General features: G+C 47.6%; 11 protein-coding genes. 5 read left to right on the forward strand and 6 right to left on the reverse strand.

Features of this window, described 5'->3' with window-relative positions; genetic code table 11:
• From IKG78_RS10855 to hisS, 4 genes are all read right to left on the reverse strand, one after another.
• Nucleotides 1-1,085: MBOAT family O-acyltransferase (locus IKG78_RS10855; RefSeq protein ID WP_290943271.1), on the reverse strand; the 1,085-nt coding region annotated here is incomplete at its 3' end.
• 34 nt (nucleotides 1,086-1,119) lie between these two features.
• The gene (locus tag IKG78_RS10860; protein WP_290943273.1) at nucleotides 1,120-2,949 is read right to left on the reverse strand and encodes a GDSL-type esterase/lipase family protein; all 1,830 of its coding nucleotides are present in this window, start codon (nucleotides 2,947-2,949) and stop codon (nucleotides 1,120-1,122) included.
• On the reverse strand, nucleotides 2,950-4,596 hold the full coding sequence (locus IKG78_RS10865; RefSeq protein ID WP_290943275.1) for a hypothetical protein: 1,647 nt from the start codon (nucleotides 4,594-4,596) through the stop codon (nucleotides 2,950-2,952).
• A gap of 37 nt (nucleotides 4,597-4,633) precedes the next feature.
• Nucleotides 4,634-5,938, reverse strand: a complete 1,305-nt coding sequence (gene hisS / locus IKG78_RS10870; RefSeq protein ID WP_290943277.1) for a histidine--tRNA ligase — start codon at nucleotides 5,936-5,938, stop codon at nucleotides 4,634-4,636.
• Between the two features lie 185 nt (nucleotides 5,939-6,123).
• On the opposite strand from hisS, the gene mdh reads away from it, so the two are divergent.
• Nucleotides 6,124-7,065 (forward strand): malate dehydrogenase, encoded by a 942-nt coding sequence (gene mdh / locus IKG78_RS10875; protein ID WP_290943279.1) that lies wholly within the window; start codon nucleotides 6,124-6,126, stop codon nucleotides 7,063-7,065.
• 594 nt (nucleotides 7,066-7,659) lie between these two features.
• Here the strand turns inward: mdh and IKG78_RS10880 are convergent.
• Nucleotides 7,660-8,355, reverse strand: a complete 696-nt coding sequence (locus tag IKG78_RS10880) for an outer membrane beta-barrel protein (RefSeq protein ID WP_290943281.1) — start codon at nucleotides 8,353-8,355, stop codon at nucleotides 7,660-7,662.
• A gap of 228 nt (nucleotides 8,356-8,583) precedes the next feature.
• On the opposite strand from IKG78_RS10880, the gene IKG78_RS10885 reads away from it, so the two are divergent.
• The 4 genes from IKG78_RS10885 (at nucleotide 8,584) to IKG78_RS10900 (ending at nucleotide 17,043) form a co-directional block, all read left to right on the forward strand.
• Nucleotides 8,584-9,666, forward strand: a complete 1,083-nt coding sequence (locus IKG78_RS10885) for a sialate O-acetylesterase (RefSeq protein ID WP_290943283.1) — start codon at nucleotides 8,584-8,586, stop codon at nucleotides 9,664-9,666.
• A 362-nt stretch (nucleotides 9,667-10,028) separates the two neighbouring features.
• Nucleotides 10,029-12,293 carry a DUF6055 domain-containing protein gene (locus IKG78_RS10890; RefSeq protein WP_290943285.1) on the forward strand — a complete coding sequence of 755 codons (2,265 nt, stop codon included), beginning with the start codon at nucleotides 10,029-10,031 and terminating at the stop codon, nucleotides 12,291-12,293.
• 110 nt (nucleotides 12,294-12,403) lie between these two features.
• A complete protein-coding gene (locus IKG78_RS10895; RefSeq protein WP_290943287.1) occupies nucleotides 12,404-14,704 on the forward strand; it encodes a hypothetical protein in 2,301 nt (766 codons plus the stop codon).
• Between the two features lie 122 nt (nucleotides 14,705-14,826).
• A complete protein-coding gene (locus IKG78_RS10900; protein ID WP_290943289.1) occupies nucleotides 14,827-17,043 on the forward strand; it encodes a hypothetical protein in 2,217 nt (738 codons plus the stop codon).
• A 491-nt stretch (nucleotides 17,044-17,534) separates the two neighbouring features.
• Here IKG78_RS10900 and IKG78_RS10905 read toward each other — a convergent pair whose 3' ends face one another.
• Entirely contained in the window at nucleotides 17,535-18,845 is a 1,311-nt protein-coding gene (locus IKG78_RS10905) for a TrpB-like pyridoxal phosphate-dependent enzyme (protein ID WP_366075249.1), read from the reverse strand.
• Nucleotides 18,846-18,910: the final 65 nt, after the last annotated feature.

Genomic DNA, 18,910 nt, shown 5'->3' on the forward strand with positions numbered 1-18,910 from the left:
ATGCTGCCAGAAAGGAGGATGGCTACAAGGCTCAAGAAACCCATCCAGAAGAACGTGCCGACGGTTGCGTTCCTGTTACCGCCAAGGGGGATGTACAAGTAGTCGCGCCACCAGCTAGAAAGCGAAATATGCCAACGGCGCCAGAATTCGGTCGGGCTCTTTGCCTTGTAAGGACTGTTGAAGTTCTGTGGCAAGCGGAAGCCCATCAAAAGCGCAACGCCAATAGCGATGTCGGTGTAACCCGAGAAGTCCGCATAGACCTGTAACGAATAGGCGAAAAGCGCAATGAGGTTTTCAAGGCCGGTGAACAAAAGCGGCGTATCGAAAACGCGATCGACAAAGTTTGTCGCGAGGTAGTCGCTCAAGATAATCTTCTTGGCAAGTCCGTTCAGAATCCAGAACACGGCCATGCCGAAAGCGCGGCGGGGGAGGAAATACGGCTTGTAAAGTTGCGGCACAAACTTGTCTGCACGCACAATCGGGCCTGCCACGAGCTGCGGGAAAAACGAGAGGTAAAAGCCGAAGTTCAAAATGTTATCGACGGCCTTGATTTTGCCACGGTAAATGTCGATGCAGTAGCTCATCGCCTGGAACGTGAAAAACGAAATACCGACCGGGAGAATAATCTGATCGACGAGTGAATGCGTGCCGAACATGGCGTTGCTTGCCGCCGCGAAGAAGTTATAGACATGCAGCTCGATGCCGGTAAAGTCGTAAAGCGCGTCCAAGAAGAAGTAAGAATACTTGTAATAGCAGAGCACCAAGAGGTCGATAATCACGACGATGATCATCAGCAATTTCTTTTTCCACTTGACCTCGGATTTCTCGATCCACTTGCCGATGAAGAAGTTCGCGATCACGCAGAAGATGAGAATGCACACGTAGCTGCCGCTCGTCTTGTAGTAGAAGAACAAGCTCGTTCCAAAGAGGAACGCGTTGCGGAGCAATAGCTTGCTGTGTACGAGCGAGAATATGGCGAATACGACCGCGAAGAACCCCCAGAAGTAGAACTGGGTAAAGAGAAGCGGGGAGTTCGGGTCAAAAGCGAATGTGCGAGTCAGGTAGGGGATGATGTAGTCAAGCATGATCGTTAGGCTTGTAGATTAGTGTTTTTGGATGCTATTTCTTTTCCGTGGATTGTGCATCCGGCTTTAACGGAATTTGAATTTTTTGTTGAGTGTTTTTAGAAGTTTGTTGCATAACCTTTGGCATGGGCATTTCTGCTTTTGTCTTTCTGGCAGATGCGACGGTCGCCTGCATCGGTGAATTTTTCATGGGAGTGTCTTTCACCGCTTTGGGAGAGACTTGCTTTGCTATGGCGGCTGTTTGGGGTGTCATTTGTGCAGCCGCTTTTTCTGCAGCTTGTGCTTGTGCCGCTGCTACAGGGTCTTCGGCAGGGAGGTTCGCAATGTGGTCGAAATACGCCTGCATCAAAGCCTTGTAGAACATGTCGCCGAGCAGCTGGTAACCAGCCGTCTTGAAATGGACTTTGTCTTTCTTGGCGAGGTCCGCTTTTTCCCACTTAGCCATGGAGCCGAGGCCGCCCATGATGGAGAACTTGTCCCAAACGCCAGCCTTGTGCTTGTCGGCGAGCATAAAGAAGGACTTGCGGGCCACTTCGCCGTTTGGATGCTGCACGTATTTTCTCTTGCGGACTTTGCGATAGGAGTCGTTGTTCGTCTCGAAAATGAACGCCGTCTTGGGGCTCACCTTGCGGATTCGCTTGATGAGCATGTCATAATCTTCGCGGAACGCTTTGTCGTTAAAGACTTCGACGTTTGCGTCGTTGATGCCGATGGCAAAGATGACGAGGTCGGGTTTGTAGTACGACATTTCTTTTTCGAACAGCGGGCATGTTTCTTCGAAGTAGTTCGAGACCTTGGCTCCGTTAATGCCGACGTTCGTGTAAGTGATGCCAGGAGCGTTGTTTTCGGCGAGAATGCCTGTGAGCGTAAAGTGCGGACGAGGCGGAACAGTATCGGTTGCCGCGGAATCCCTCATGGCACTTTGCAATTCTTCATCGCGATTGAGACAGTTGGTGTCCAGAACATCTTCGCAATCGCCTTGGAACATGGAGTCGGCGGTCGCAACTTGTGCCATAGAATTGGAAGAAGGCAAAAGTCCAAGCGAATCGAGCCTAAGCGAATCCGCTACGCGTGCAAGTGAATCCGCCCTTGCGACGGAATCCTTGTAGAGCGAGTCTGTGATGAACGCCGCGACTTCGGCCTGCTTTGTCGAATCAGACCAGCGGAATGCAATTTGTATGGTGTCAATTGGGCGTGGGCTTGTAAACACGTAGCTTTGGCTTGCCGTGTCGAGCGTCCCGAAAACGTCCATGGAATCGATGCGGAGCACGGGCTCCACATTGTTGCTGTCGCTGAATCCGAAAACTCTAAAGCTTGTTTCGCCCCAAATGGGTTCGCTGTTGTACTTGTCCAAAAGGAGCGTGATTTCGGCACGAGGGTCGCTTGTGCTAATTGCAATGCCAAGGAGGCCAAGCGGTTTCGTAATTTCTTTTTGGACGTTTTTGTTTTTGTCCCAAATGCCCTTGTAAGAACTGGCGTAGCTTGCCGGCGTGTTTGTTCTTGCAGCTGAATACGGGAATACGAAGCCACGACCCGCCGATGCACCCGGATATTCTTTAATCAGGTGCTCGCGAATGCGTCCGGAGATAACGTCTGCTTGCAAGTGAGAACCGCCAATGTGGAGAATCCTCACCTTGCCCCTGTTCTCGAAGACAAGCGTATCGAGCTTGTTGAAAAACAAATCGAAACTTGCACTGCCTCTCGGAAACTGGATGGTGTTTAGAGACGTATCAATGAAATCGTATTTTGAAAAATCTACATCATAATAGCCCGGTGTAATTTCCATATCCTTTGCGGAGACTTCCGTAAAACCGATGCTGAATATGCCGATAATAGCCGCAATAATGGCAAGCTTTTTTCTCACTTATACACCCCCTCCGGCTTTAGTGGATTTAGCTTTGTTGTTGGATTTTGTATTAGATTCTATTACTTTGGTAGTATCTGCGACAGGGGCTTTCTTGTTCGAAATTTTGCGGATGTCCTTGAGCTTCGAATCGTTCAAGTTGTGCCTTTCGCGGAACTGGAAGTAATCGTAATACATGTGGAGCGAAGAGCAGAACAGGTCGCCCATGTAGGCTGCACCGCGGCGTGTAAAGTGGACGTGGTCGGTAAAGCCAAGCGGCGGGGATTTCTTGACCCACTTGATCATGGAGCCTTCGCCGCCCATTACGCGGTACATGTCCCAGTAGGCAAGGCCGTTTTCGAGAGCCACTTCGCGAAGCATCTTGATGGTAATGCCAAGCCCCGGATACGTCTGCCACCTGCCGTTATACTGCTTTGCCATGTGGGCCGGTCCGATAAAGAGAATGTCCGCATCGGGATTCGCTTTCTGGATGGCTTGAATTTGTCTGGTAATGAGTTTTTTGCTCCAGTCCAAAACTTTCGGAGTCATGCTCGGCACCATGTTTCCGCCGTATTCCATGATGATCAGTTTTGCGTTGACGGCCTTGTAAGATTCGGCGAGCAACTCGTTGTCTATCTTGTGGAATATCGTGCCCGAACTGCCGCGCATGGCTACGTTATCAACAGCGACACCGTAAGCGCCATCGACGGAAATACCGTAAATTTCGGTGCGTCCGCTCAAATAAAGCTTGATGTTCGATGTCGTGTCCGGGAGTTTCCACGTATAAACTCTGAGCTTCGTGAATTCTTCGTAAACCGGGTCTTCGGCGGTCTCCTTCTTGTTCTTGAATTTGATTTTCGGCGTTCCGTCTGCATTTTGACCAACTTCTTCGGCGACTTCGTGCTCGTATGTGAGTCGTACTTTCAAGTTGCCTTTTTTGCCGGCGAGCACCTTGATGGTCGAATAGCCACCGACGTGCGGGAACATGTCTTTTTTGCTTTCACGCTTCTTGATATTGACAACGGCGGAACCGCTGAGTTCGCCCACCTGTGCCAGAGGACCGTAGCGGTTATGCGTTGCATGTTCCTCTTTGGGGCCAAAGATGATGTAGCGCTGCATGTTGCCGTTGTTCCACTGCGATGTCGTTTGCGACGGAATGTGCATCACGGCAGGGAGGAGTCCCGGACCGTTGCCGCCAAATTCTGTTTGCAGGTCTTCGCGGATGGCCGAAGAAATGCGGTCTTCTTCGAGCTGCGAGTCGCCGTAGTGGATGATGTGGACGACGCTAGAATCCTTTTGCGCATTCTGGAGATTCGTGAAGAATCTATCAAACCACGTCAGGTCGTCGTTCGGCAAATCAAAGCGTGTGCGACCTTCCCTGAAGAAATCCTCATAGTACTTGAGCGAATCGGAGTAAGCTGCAAATTGCTTTGCCTTTGTCTCTTCCATCATCTGGCGGATGGCTTCTTCCGGATCGACTTGCTCGACCTTGACTTCGTTTCCGGCGGAGTCCGTTGTGGTCTCGGCCTTCTCGAAAACCTGCGATAGCTTCGGGTAGCGCAACGTCGTATCGCCAATGTGGATTCCGTCCTCGGGGTAGGCGAGTGCCATCACCCCAAGGGTGAGGAACAAAGAAAGGATGGTGATTAATACTTTTACTGGTGTCATGCAGAGATGTCATTCCCGGCTTGACCGGGAATCTCCTTTATGATTTTTTCGATTCGATGTTCTGTTTGCTGCGTTCGATGATGGCGGCGGTGTCGCCCACGTGCATCGAGCCGTCGCGGAGATCCTTGAATTCGAACTGCCCGGCTGCCGCCTTGTCGCCATCGACATAAACGACAATGCTTGCGCCTTGGTAGTTTGCCTGTTCCAGCTGCTTGCCCATCTTCATGGTGGCAAGCGGGTGCGATACGGAGTTGCCGTTTGCGCGGAACACCTGGGCTGTTTCGAAAATCTTTTTCATGTCGTTCGTGAAGCTTGCAATGTAGAAATCCACATGCTGCTTCGGACTCGGCAAAAGTCCGCGTTCGCGCAGAAGGTCGGCCAAGACGACATCGCCCATGCCAAAGCCGACACCCGGGATGCGGTCGCCACCGAGCTTTTCGGTGAGGCTGTCGTAACGTCCGCCACCTGCGATAGCGCGCATGGATTTGCCCTTGTCGAACACTTCGAACACGATGCCTGTGTAGTAGGCGAGGCCACGCACAATGGAAAGGTCGAGGTTCACGCATTCGCTAAAGCCCGCTGCGGCAAGCGTTGCGAACAAGTCTTCGATTTCCTTGAGGGCTGCTGTAGCGTTTTCGCTTTTCACGGCGGCCTTCACTTCTTCGATGGACTTGCAGCTCATGAAATCGTCTAGCAGCTTGATCTGTGCTTCGGAAAGTCCTGCTTCGGTGAGAGCCTTGGCAAAAGCTTCCGGACCGATTTTCAGGCGGCGGTCGAGCACCGGATACACAAGCGCCGGGTTCGGAGCGCCAATTTCTTCGAGGTAGGTGGCGAGGAGCTTGCGGCTCGAAACGCCAATCGCAAAATCGCTGTCCTTGAGGCCGAACTTGCGAAGCATCGTCGCGATGGAAGCCATGAGGTCTGCTTCGGCGTAGATGCTTTCGGTTCCGATAATGTCCATGTTCAGCTGGAAGAATTCGCGGAGGCGGCCCTTCTGCGCCTTTTCGTAACGGAACAAGCGCGGCATGGAGAACCACTTGAACGGCTTCTTGAGTTCGCGGGCCTTCTGGATCACGAGGCGGGCGAGCGTCGGGGTCATTTCGGGGCGGAGTGCGATTTCGCGGTCGCCCTTGTCTTTAAAGTTGTAGAGCTGGCTTACGATTTCATCGCCGGACTTTCCGGTGTAAAGTTCCAGATGTTCAAACATCGGTCCTTCGTATTCTTCGTAGGCAAAGCTTTCGGCGACTTTGCGCCAGGTGTCGAAAATATAGTTCTGGATGCGTTCAGCTTCCGGGTAAAAATCACGTGTGCCCTTAGGCAGTTGAGGAATAGCAATACTCATAGTGCGTGCAAAGATAGAAAAGTGGTTAGTGGTTGGTGGTTAGTGGTTCGAAAAAATGAAGGGTTACGATGCGAGAATCACCATCTCGGATGACAAATAAATAACAATGTAACGTTGCCGGTTTTACATTTCTTTTGCTATATTTGACACGTAAAATTTTTAATACCTTAAAAGGAAGGTTAATCATGGCTAGAAAGAAGATTGCACTTGTTGGTGCAGGTCAAATTGGTGGTACAATGGCTCTCGTGCTTGCACAGAAGAACCTTGGCGATGTCGTTCTTATCGATATTCCGATGACTCAGGGCATGCCGAAGGGCAAGGCTCTTGACATTATGGAAGGCCGCTCCGTCATCAATTCGTCCGTCGATCTTCAGGGTTCTACCGACTACGCCGACCTCAAGGGTGCTGACGTGGTTATCGTTACCGCTGGTTTCCCGCGTATGCCGGGCATGAGCCGCGACGACCTTTTGGACAAGAACTGCGGCGTTATCAAGACTGTTGCCGAAGCCATCAAGGCTAACGCTCCGGACGCTTTCGTGATCGTGATTACGAACCCGCTCGACGCCATGGTCTATAACATGCAGAAGCAGTCCGGTCTCCCGGCCAACAAGGTTATCGGTATGGCTGGCGTGCTCGACTCCGCTCGTCTCGCTTGCTTCGTCGCTGACGAACTCGGCGTTTCCGTCGAAGACGTCAAGGCTCTCGTTATGGGCGGCCACGGCGACACGATGGTATCCATCATGGAATGCGTCTCTGTCGGCGGCATCCCGGTATCTCAGCTTATGAGCAAGGAAAAGTTTGCTGAACTCGCAAAGCGTACTGCTGGTGCAGGTGGCGAAATCGTGAACCTCCTCGGTCGCGGCTCCGCTTTCTACAGCCCGGCAACTTCTGCTATCCACATGGCTGAAGCTTACCTCCTCGACAAGAAGAACGTGTTCTCTTGCGCAGCCATGCTCAATGGCGAATACGGCGTGAAGGGCCTCTACTGCGGCGTGCCGGTTGTCGTTGGTGCAAACGGTGTCGAAAAGATTCTCGAAGTCTCCATGAACGACGAAGAAAAGGCTGCATTCGACAAGTCCGTCGAAGCCTGCAAGAAGAACGCCGAATGGGTTGACGCACATACGTAATCCGTTCGCGTCTAGAATCCATAGAAATATGTGAGTGACGCTCACTCTCGCGAAAACGCCTGGCTAATGCCAGGCGTTTCTCGCTCACGGTTAATAAGACCGCTCGGCTCTTACGCAATCAGAATTAAGGTTGGTGAGCCTGTCGAACCACGCCTCGCTCTCGCCGACACGACCGGTTGATACCGGTCGCTTTTCGTTCACGGGTAATCCGTTCGCGTCTAGAATCCATAGAAATATGTGAGCGACGCTCACTCTCCCCATTCGCGGACCATGTCCACATAAGCACTAAAGTGCTAAGTGGAACAAAGGTCGCAATCGCGCTCGGTTAAATAAATCTAAACCGAGTGCAGCAGAAACAAAACTTGTTTGTTTCTATTGTTGAGGTGCCGGTTTATGCGATGTAATCGCAATACCGAGCGCTTTTTGCTCACGGAAGACTGCTCGGCTTTAGTGTAGCGAATAAATGTCATTCTGGAGGGACGTTGTCCCGATAGAATCCATACTTTAGAAAAATCCCTCGGCGTTTGCCGGGGGATTTTTGTGTTAAGCTTATTGTCGAAATGTTGCGAAATCTGAAATTCTGTATATAAATTATTATTTCTTATAACCGAACCAGTAACCGATGTTGAAGTTTATGCGCATGTAAGACCAAGTCGGGCTTTTGTATGTGTATTTACGTTCGACGCCGTTATAATCGTCATAGTAATCGGTGTAGGTGCGCTGCTCGTACAAATCAGTGATGCCATAAGTGAAGTTGAGATTGAATTCAAGCCCGAAGAACAGCGTAACACCAAGGCCTCCAGTAACGCCGAAGTTTAAAGCATTAGATTCTTTGATATCTTCCCAACCATTGTTTTTATATCTGTATTTTTCAAAGAAATTGTACATGGCTTCAACACCAAGTTCTCCGAAAAATACGTTGTTAAAATAATAGCGAGCCATTACGGGGACCGTGATGCCAAGCGAAATAACGCTTTGGTCATCATTCGAGGAATAGCTGACACCATAACCGCTATAGCTGTCATTGTCCGATTCAGACGTTATGCGGAAGTTGAAACCGATACCCGGATGTATCGCCAATTCTGGAGTTATAGCAATCAAAGCGTTATAAGAAAATGCCATGTAGATTCTCATACCCATTATTTGGTCTAATTTTGGGGAATCGTCGCCAGTGGCAAATTCAATACCTTCTGTAAGTTGAAGGCCTGAAATAAAAGGCTTTTCGACATATGCAAACGAATGCGACGCAAATGTCAAGAGCATTGCTGCGATAAAGATGATTTTTTTCATGATATCTCCTCGAGATGAATTGTTTCGAAAATAAAATAGAAAAAAACAATTAATTTTTTTTTCTTTTGCTATAAAGAAAATTTTACAATGTTGTTTTTTTGATTAATTATCAGGTGAAATGCTCAGTAACGTGTATTCTCAGTTCTTTTGTATTCTCAGTTCACTTGATGAAACGCTGATTTTTTCTATTATATGAAATAGGGTTGAAATTTTTGTTTGGAGAAACAAATGTTAAAAAAATTCCTTATGTCTAGCGTCGTACTAGGGGCTGTGCTCAGTACGACGAGTTTTGCGCAGGACAAAAACCTGCACATTTACCTTGCTTACGGGCAATCCAATATGTCGGGGCAGGCGACCGTCACTGATGCGGACCGTCAGACGAATCCGCGTTTCTTGGTGCTGCGTGCCGGGAACCATTCCAATCAGAAAGTGGGGGAGTTTTATCCGGCGGCACCTCCGATGGGGCATAGCCAATCCAAGGTGGGCATCGTCGATTTCTTTGGTCGCAAGATGATCAAGGAACTCCCGGACAGCATCAAGGTCGCTGTCGCGAATGTGGCGATTGGCGGTCAGAGCATTGACTTGTTCGACAAGGACCGCAACAAGTCCTACGTGCAGAACGCAAAGAACAAGGGCGATACGTGGTGGATCCAGTACCTCGACGAATACGGCGGCGATGTGTATAAACGCATTGTCGAAATGGGAAAAATCGCAAAGCAGAAAGGCGTCATCAAGGGCTTTTTGTTCCACCAAGGCGAAGCGGACTACCAGATGAACGACTGGCCGAAACGCGTCAAGAAAGTTTATGATGACTTGATCAAGGAACTGGAGCTGGACCCGGAAAAGACCCCGATTCTCATTGGCGAACTTGCACCGACAGGCGATTTGGGTTGGCGTAACGATGCCGTGAAACAGGCGGCGGACCTTATTCCGAACGGTCATTTGATTTCGGCACAGGGTTGCCCGGCACTTAAAGAAACGAGCTACACGTTGCATTTCACGCGTGATGGCTACCAGACTTTTGGCGAACGCTATGCCGAAAAAATGCTCGAAATCCTCAAGTCGCAAGAACCTCCACCAGATACCAGCAAGAAAGATACCGTCGTGACGGACACGTCCAAGATTGATACGTCAAAAACGGATACGACCGCTCAGGATAGCACAAACTTTATTCGAAGTTTTTCAATCGTACGAACTGTAGAATCGCATTTGCCAAGACTTATCTACGACGTTCGCGAACAAAGTTTATTCGTGCGGTTCAAGAAAAACGGCGTGGAACATCGCTACCGCCTGACCGGCCAAAAACAGTAGTAGAATCCTGTAAATTGTTATATCACTGTGGCATTTTCATGGCGGACTCCTGTGCTGAGCAATGTCGAAGCATGAGCCGCCATTTTTTGTGACTAAGATTCCGGCTCAAGTCCGGAACAACGTAGGAGCTTGCTCACGCATTGGATAATCGCGGCTTATGCACGAAGAGCAATGACGCGGGAGTCGAGTGATGCAGAAACATGTTTTTTTACTACATCATCCATTAGTTTCGTCATCGTCGAAATTTCGGTATTTTTCGTTGTCTCAAGACTACTATGCGTTAATTAAATCTTGCTCTTGAGAGCGTGAGAGTATATATTAGTAATACCTAGAATGTTCTAGGGTTGTTGATGGGTTGTGATATGAGACTATTTCCGCAAATTGTATGCGTTGCCGCCGTTGCCGCATTCGCAGACGTAAACTGGATTCCGCAGTGTGAAAGCAATGGCTTTACGCTGATTCGTTCTTCGGAACATTTCGAGGTTTGCAAAAAGCCGACGAGTGACGACGGAAAGGCGAATAATGTTTCCATTCCGACATCGGATGCCGAGGGTGTACTCCAATCGCTAGAGAAGGTGTATTCGTTTTACATTGATTCGCTCGGCTGGATGCTCCCGTTCCCGAAAAGCCCGGACCGAAAACTCAAAAGCAACATTTACGTGTTCGACAACTCTGTGATGGCGGCACTTTACGGCGGCCAGGATTACGTGAAGGGACTGAACAACGAATTTGGCCCCGGCATGTGGATTGGCGTTGGTTCCCTCAAGGATTATTGGGGTACGTCGCACGAATTCGCTCACGGCTTACAGGGCGTTGCCGGCTGGATGGGCAACAACAGCCATTCGGGATGGTTCGCCGAGAGCCATGCGAACTGGATGGCTCACCAGTACAATCCAAATGACGCCCATTGCTCGGAATATCTGATTAACTATCCGTATTTGTATTACGGTTCGACGCGTGACCGTTATTGCAACTGGCAATTTCTGGAACACCTCAAGGAAGAATTTGGAGGTGGCTACAAGGGGGCGCACGAAGTCAACCGCATCTGGATGGAATCGATTCGCGACGGGGAAGATGGCCGCATGGAGCAGACTCCGTTTAGCGCGATGATGATGGTCTATGGCTGGTCGTTGGAACAGTTGAATGAACAATTCGGAAAGTTCGCCATGAAAAACGCGACGCTTGAATACGCTCCGACAAAAAAGAGTTTGTACAAAAAATCCTATGGCGATTATGAATTTAAGACGCGTCGTGACGCAAGCTGGGGCGACAATTACCGTAGGCATACGCGTGTGACCATGCTGAACAAGATGGAGTGTGCCGCAGGCGAGGAGTGCGCGGACCGTTACATTTCGCCCTCTTATTGGGCTCCGCAGCGTTGGGGTTATAACCTTGTGCGCATTTATCCAGAAACGGCGGGGAAGGTGACAATCAAGTTCCGTGGCATCGTGCAGGACAAGCCGACTGTTAGCGGATATAAATGCTTTGGCGACAATACCGACTACTACAAAGGAAAAACGTACAATTGGTGCAATTATGCACCGGACAAGTTACCCGATCCAAAATCGGGTTGGACTGTCGGCCTTGTGGCGGAAGGTGCAGACGGTACGCCGCGTTACAGCGAAATGAAGCATGGAACGGGTTCCAATCTTGAAATTGAGACGAAGTCAAATGACAAGGCTTTGTGGCTTGTGGTAACGGCGACTCCGACCGAAATGCAGACGATTCTCTGGGACCAGTTCTACTACAGCATTGTGCGCTACCCGTACATGATTGAAGTCGTAAACGGCGCTCCCGAAGGCTATAACAAAGATTTTTGGAAGCCCGCAAATGCAAGCGGCTATACTAAGCATGCAAATGGCGGCGGTCTCGTGAGCAACAAGGCGAAAGTGGCGGCTACCGCTTATGTGGGCCCCGATGCGGTCGTGAACGGCGGTACGATTTCTGGGAATGCCCGCATTGAAGATTTTGCAGTCGTGAATGGCGGAACAATTAGCGATAACGCCGTGGTACGCGGGCGTGCGCTCGTGACTGCGGGAAACATCAGCGGTGATGCCGTGCTCGAAGAGGATGCTTGGCTCGTAAGCGGCACGATTAGCGGCAAGGCTAAAGTCGGTGCGATTTCGATTATCGTGAATACGACCGTGACCGACAACGCACAAGTCTATGGCGTGATGTGGGCGGTAAATGGTAAGAAACTGTCCGGCACAGCTCAGCTTCGCGGCGACCTCGAAAACAACTTCGATAAGGAAATCTCAAAGGGAATTTTCTACGGCATGGTCAATACTGACATGCTGAACAATGCGAACTTTGGTGCAAACCTCACGACGCCCCCGACCGATGCAACGGCAAACATTGAAAATGCCAAGTGGTACGCCGTTGCGGATGATTCGATTGCTTCGGGCGATACGTCGAGAACCGCAATTCCGGTATTGCCACGCGAAGCCGATTTGATTTCCTCGCACACAAGGCTCCAGGTTTTCGATCTTTCCGGTAAAAAGCTTGGTACGATTCTCTTGACGGATGATTTACAATCTTCCCTCGGTGCAGCCGGATTCAATAACGGAGTCTATATCGTCCGTAACCCGCATAGCAAGCGGTCGCTACGCATTCTCCTGAACCGCTGAAATTAAAATTTTTACACCAGTCGATTATTTTAGACGCGATTTGCATTTGCCTTCGCGTCCTTTATTTTGCTATTTTATCCGTCAAGAATAAAAGTGATAAGGAAGGAATCATGAATACGACAACGCTTCTTGCACACCGTTTTTTGGGTGCGTTGGTCCTTGCACTTTGCTTTGGCAATGTGCATGCGTCCATGGCAAGGCCCAATTTGGACCATTTCTATTCGTCCAGTAACCGCTATTTGTACACTCCGAAAATTGTCTGTTGCAAGAATAATGCGAAGTTCAACGATCCTTCGACAGCCTTGAAACTTGAAGTCGCCAGCGCGGATTCGAGCATTCCCCGATTTGATGAAAATTTTGAGATTCCGCATGTCAAAAGCGGTCATTCCTTGACGTTCTCCATTTACTCTTCTTATTTTGGGGGTCCTAGTGCAAATTTGAAAGTAGGCGATTATTGGTATAGTGTTTCTGAAATAATCGGTAAGGTCGATGCCGTGAGGACAAACATCATGCTTGCCATGAAGGGCAATATGAGAGAATACAAGGACACGCTGTTGTTGGACTTGCCTGGCCTCAAAAAGACGATGGATTCCTTGAATTCGAAGATGGGTTCTCGACGGTATTCCGATTTCTTTTCGTCTATCAATCTCAACTTGATGCATGATGCCGATTCCAAGGTGGAGTCCATTGATCTCCTGACGCTGAAAGAAGATTCTTGCATGTCGAACACGTATGCCAAATTGTCGGGCATCGATTTCAATCTCAATACGGATAGCGTATATCTGGATTTGGGACCCCTGAAAAAAGATTCTCCCCTCAATGCTGTTGTTTCGTTCGATTTTAAAATTTCGAAATTCAAGGAGAATCCTGAACTGAATACAAATTTCAAGTCATTTGTCCTGGAAATGCCAGGATTGACGTCCGAGGATACGAAAGGCTGGCCGGCTCGGATCAAGGAAGGCAATTACAAGATTTTCCTGTCCAAGGATGGGGCGAAGGATAACCTGGAGTTGATAGATGAAATAGGGGAGGTGTATTTTTCGCTGAAGGGTTATTATTGGGCTTTGGACATTGTCGAAATCCCATTTCTTGAAAAAAAGGAATTCTCCTATGGAAAGAGTAAATACAGCATAAGGGAGATTGTCGAAAATCTCGATGAGTATCTCCACATTGTTCAATATGGAGTGGATTGTGCTATTGGAGATGACAACAAGATAAATCTCTCTGATGCGAAAAAAGTAATGGATAGCATTTTCGTGAAAAAAATCCCGTTGAGCGGAGTGTCCATATTGAACCGCACTCTACGGGATGTGCGGAAGGAATATGACGAACGCGATTTTGTGAAGTTGTATGGAGATTCTTTGCAAACTGTTACGGGGAGTGTCCCGTTGCATGAAGGGAAGAATTATATTGTTCTTAAAATTTCGCCCCAAAAGCTGATGTATCTCCCGAAATTCGATGTGGATATGAAAAATACACAATGTTTTGAAGCCGAAGTCGATGTCTATGTTAAAATTCTGATTTATCTCGCGAAAGGGGGCACTCTAGTCTATGACGCCCTGATTCTCGATAAAGTGGATTTTTCGTTGTCCAACCATGTTTATTCCATGGGGGTCGGAATATTTGATACCAAGTTCGGAGATGGTCATGAGGAAAATTATGGAAAGCTCCGCTACAATGTAAGTATAAATGCGAAAGATGCAGATTCTGTGATGAGGGCTCATCCGTCTATGGTCGTGGATTTTGATTCCCTCTCGTTCAAGGTTGGCTATTCTGTTGTTTTGCCCATGAAGAACAAAGGCGGCAGGGAAAAGTTTACTTACGATTTTAACCGTGGCGAATGGAATGTACCCGCTCCTTTAAAACGTTTTGCCTCGTTTACTGGTGAAGATTTGCTAGCCCATGTCTATGCCGTCGAGAACGCCCTGCGTGAGTTGCGCAACCATGTGGAAGGTTCGACGACGGCGGATTCCATTGGCGAGGCTGTCAAACACGTTGCGGCGGTTGTCGGGAAAATGGATCGTGTCGTCTTCGTGGATACTACGAAATACAACAGCTACGGCCTTGTGAAAAACGTGGGTGCGAAGTACCGCAAGGTCTTTGGCGATGTGCAGGATTTTGCCGAAAAATTTAACAGTGCCTGGAAAAATGTCTTTGGAACCAAAGGCCTGTGCAAAATCGAATTTCTCGATGCCAAGAAAAAATCGGTCGCTGTTGAGCGGGGCTTGTTCAAGGGGAAGGTCGCCTATGCAAAAATCTCGTTCGACCTGGACTTCGGATTGCGACCGGATTTCGGGCAGGAGCTGGTAAAAATCCTGCGTAAACGTCTGGCGGAATTCCCGACAAAGGCTCAAGTCGCATTCTCCCGAGACGGAAAAATGACCATCGATTTACTGGTTGAATTTAAGTAAGAGACTGATGTAGAAAAGCCTCGGACTCAAATCCAGGACATACAACAGGTATTACATTTGTGGCGACACCGCTCAAATTGAAAGGCGTGAATGGAAAATAATAAATTTATGCGGTAATAAATATGCGTTATTCAGGACTCACTAAAAGAAAAAAATGTTGGTGCGTTGTTTTTGTGATGACTATTTTGCTAATGGTTGGCTTAAACGATGCGAAAATGAACGTTTCCTATTTAGCTGATTGGTGTGATGAAGGGTCTGGTTATAGACTGCCGGTAGAAGGGAATCCTGTTGTAAAGTTAAACATTGATACTTTAGATTCTTTTCCTGCAATAAGCGAAAATTATAAAATCCCGTATGTCGGAAAAAAACTGAAAATAGCAGGAAAAGAGTATAGTGCTTATAAAATAATTAGAAAAATCGATAATGTTAGAGCGGATATTATGCGGTCTTTACACGTTCAGGCGAAACCTGGTATAATGCTTCGTGTGGATATGCGGGGGGTGAAGGCTGTTGTTGATTCGTTGAAGAAAAAAAGTATTCCATTCTCTGCAATAAATCTAAAAATGAAGAAAAACTATTATTTGGGTAAGCCTATAGAAACGATTGATCTTTTTAAATATGATAAAGAATATTTTTTGTGGGATCCCAAAGATTCTTTGAAAATTGAATTTATTTTAAAAACAGACCGACAGAATGTAAGTTTTGAAACGATTAAAGCAAAATCGCAAATTACGGCTACGTTTGGGGCTGATTTTGTATTTGCCAAAGAAAAAGACGGATATTCCCTTGGTGCTAAATTTGACTCTTTTACGATGGATGTTCCTGGTATAACAAGGGAGAATACGATTTCATTACCTGGACCATATTTCGTTGAAGAAGGCAATTTGAAAATTTTTATAACGAAAAAAGAGATGAAGACTAATATTCGCGATGAGTCTCTTTGGATGGATGTAGAACTTGATAAATTGAAAGATGTACAAATACCCGTTTTTGGACAACTTGCGTTTTCAAGCGGAAAGAAACCTTTATCGTTAGAAGAAATTGTTGAAAGGATAAGAAAGCTCAATGTATATACGCAACATGTTTTGGATTATGGCATTGACCTTGATAAAGACGGTAATGCAGGAACTTTAGACCTAAACAAGGTGAAGAAAAAATTAGCCCCATTCGCTAGAAAAATTTCTCCTGTAGGCCATATTGCGATATTGAACGAGTCTTTGAAATACATGTTTGATAAATATGATGAAAGCAATTTTTATGATATGCAAAACTCAAAAAATTTGAGTAAAATAAATAAAGCCAAATTGCATAATCAGTCAAATACGCTTGTGTATAAAATAACTTTAGATTCTATTGGTTTTGCAAATAATGTTGATTCTAGTCTAATAAATGGAAAGGGCTTTAACGCTAGTATTGATGCCTATATTAAGCTTGCTTTTTCCATAGCTAATGGCTTTATTATTATGGAGTCTTGTGATGTTGAAAAGATTGATTTGAGAATTTTATCAGATGTAAAGGAATTAAATCTTCCTCCGCTTAAGGCTGTATTTTATGATGGTTTTTCAAAAAAATATGGCAAGTTCCGTTATTCTGTTCGTATCAATCTTGAACCCGCTTCATGGTATGATTCTGTAAAAATCCAAAATCCCGGTATGGTTGTTGATTATGATGCTTTATCGCTAAAGTATGGCACTCTTCCTTTGGATGGAAAATTCTGGAAAGATCAATTTGTCTATGATTTTGAAAAAGGGAATTGGATAATTCCTGGTTCTTTGAAATCAAATATTTTTTTCTCGGATGAACTTTTAAACCAAACCTATTCTGTCATAAATGCATTGCGAAATTTGCGAGAATCTGTTAAAAATGAATTGAATGGATTTTCGGCGGAGACTGTTAAAAATGTTTCAAGTTTTGAAGAAAAATTAGAACAAGTTTTTTATGGGGATGGAACGGAAAAATGCCAATATGGTCTTTTCGAACATAATTTTGTTAAACTGCCAAATGAATGGCGAAAACGTATTGTCTATAAAAAGCGCTATAGCAATCTATTTGATTTTGTGAAAAAGTATAATGAAGCATGGAAAATTGTATTCAAGGGCGATTCGCTTGAAAAATCTTGCGAATTCAAGTATCTCGATGTAAAGAAAAATGAAATTACAGACGAAACTGCCTCTAAAGTGGCATATATAAAATTGGTCTTTAATTTTGGCGCGAATATAGATCCAGTTCTTGTGAAAAAGCTGGATGAACAGTTGGCAGAAATTTCGCCAAATGGCAAAGTCCGTGTCGATGCAAATGGAAACGTGTTGCTAGAATTGACGATGGCTTTGAAACGATAAAAACGTAAACAGAAAAATCCTCGTTCTGAAATAGCTCGAAAATCTTCCTTTTGGCAAGGAAGTAAAGAAAAGTTGTTCGGTTCAAGCATCAAATCATTTGGCAGATGACCTGTACGTAATCGGGCGAGTGACCTTAGGAACTTTGAGTTCGCCCCTAAGATACTTCAAGACCCTTTCGACCTGGGATGCCGGAACAACAACGGGTTTGTAGTTCGGAAATACGACCGGTTTTGTATGGGTAGCCATTGCCTTATCATTTTTTTAATTCATATAGCAAACGATATAATAACTCTGGGGCTTCACTAGACAGGTGCAAGCCTGGCAACGCACTCGAAAAAATCGGTGGTGATGTTAATATATAAATAACGCTATTTGAAAACAAGTGGTCGCGTTGCGGCTGGAAAATGCACAGAAAAAACGCCCAGCGATGTGCTGGACGTTTCTACGAAATATTCTTTCGTCTTTCGTCTGTAGCCACGTAGTGGCGTTCTTTAGTCTATTTTTGGAAGCTTTGCGAGGCTCTTCGCGATGTCTTCATCCGTCGGGATGTAGTCGCTCATTTCGCCGTCGTTGAACTTCTGGTAGGCAACCATGTCGAAGTAACCCGTACCGGTGAGGCCGAACACGATGTTCTTTGCCTGGCCAGATTCCTTGCACTTGAGAGCTTCGTCGATCGTTGCGCGAATGGCGTGGCTGGATTCCGGAGCCGGGAGGATACCTTCGGTCTGGGCGAAGAGCTTTGCGGCTTCGAACACCTTGGTCTGTTCCACGGACGTTGCACGCATCAGACCCTGATCGTAGAGTTCAGAGAGGATGCTGCTCATGCCGTGATAGCGCAGGCCACCGGCGTGGTTAGCGGACGGAATGAAGCTAGAGCCGAGAGTGTACATCTTGGCGAGCGGGCAAACCTTACCGGTATCGCAGAAGTCGTAGGCGTACTTACCGCGAGTGAAGCTCGGGCAGCTTGCCGGTTCCACAGCGAGAATATCGTAGTCGGCTTCGCCACGGAGCTTTTCGCCGACGAACGGGCTGATAAGGCCACCGAGGTTAGAACCACCGCCAGCGCAACCGATGATGAGGTCGGCCTTCACGCCGAGCTTGTCGAGAGCAGCCTTCGTTTCGAGACCGATCACGGACTGGTGGAGGAGCACCTGGTTCAGCACGGAACCGAGAACGTAGCGGTAACCCGGCTGCTTCACGGCGGCTTCCACGGCTTCGGAGATGGCGCAGCCAAGGCTACCCGTGGTGCCCGGGAATTCTTCGTTGATCTTCTTGCCGATGTCGGTCGTCATGGACGGGGACGGCGTCACGGAGGCTCCGTAGGTGCGCATCACTTCGCGGCGGAACGGCTTCTGTTCGTAAGAGACCTTCACCATATAGACTTGGCAGTCGATGCCGAAGAAGGCAGAAGCCATCGAAAGGGCGGTGCCCCACTGGCCAGCACCCGTTTCGGTTGTCACACCCTTGAGGCCCTGCTGCTTAGCGTAGTAAGCCTGTGCGATAGCGGAGTTGAGCTTATGGCTGCCCGAAGTGTTGTTGCCTTCGAACTTGTAATAAATGTGTGCCGGAGTGCCGAGAGCCTGTTCCAAGAAGTAAGCGCGGACCAGCGGCGACGGACGGTACATCTTGTAGAATGTCAGAATATCTTCTGGAATAGGAATGAACGGAGTGTCGTTGTCGAGTTCCTGCTTGATGAGTTCGTCGCAGAAAACGGGCTGCAGGTCTTCGAAAGTCACAGGCTTGCCGGTACCGGGGTTCAGCAGCGGAGCGGGTTTCTTCTTCATGTCGGCGCCTGCACCCATGGTGACGAGGACAGATTCTTCGCTGCGCTCAGAATGACAGTCCTTGTTGCAAAGATGCAGTACCG

It is taken from the genome of Fibrobacter sp. (assembly GCF_017545445.1).
Classification (GTDB): domain Bacteria; phylum Fibrobacterota; class Fibrobacteria; order Fibrobacterales; family Fibrobacteraceae; genus Fibrobacter.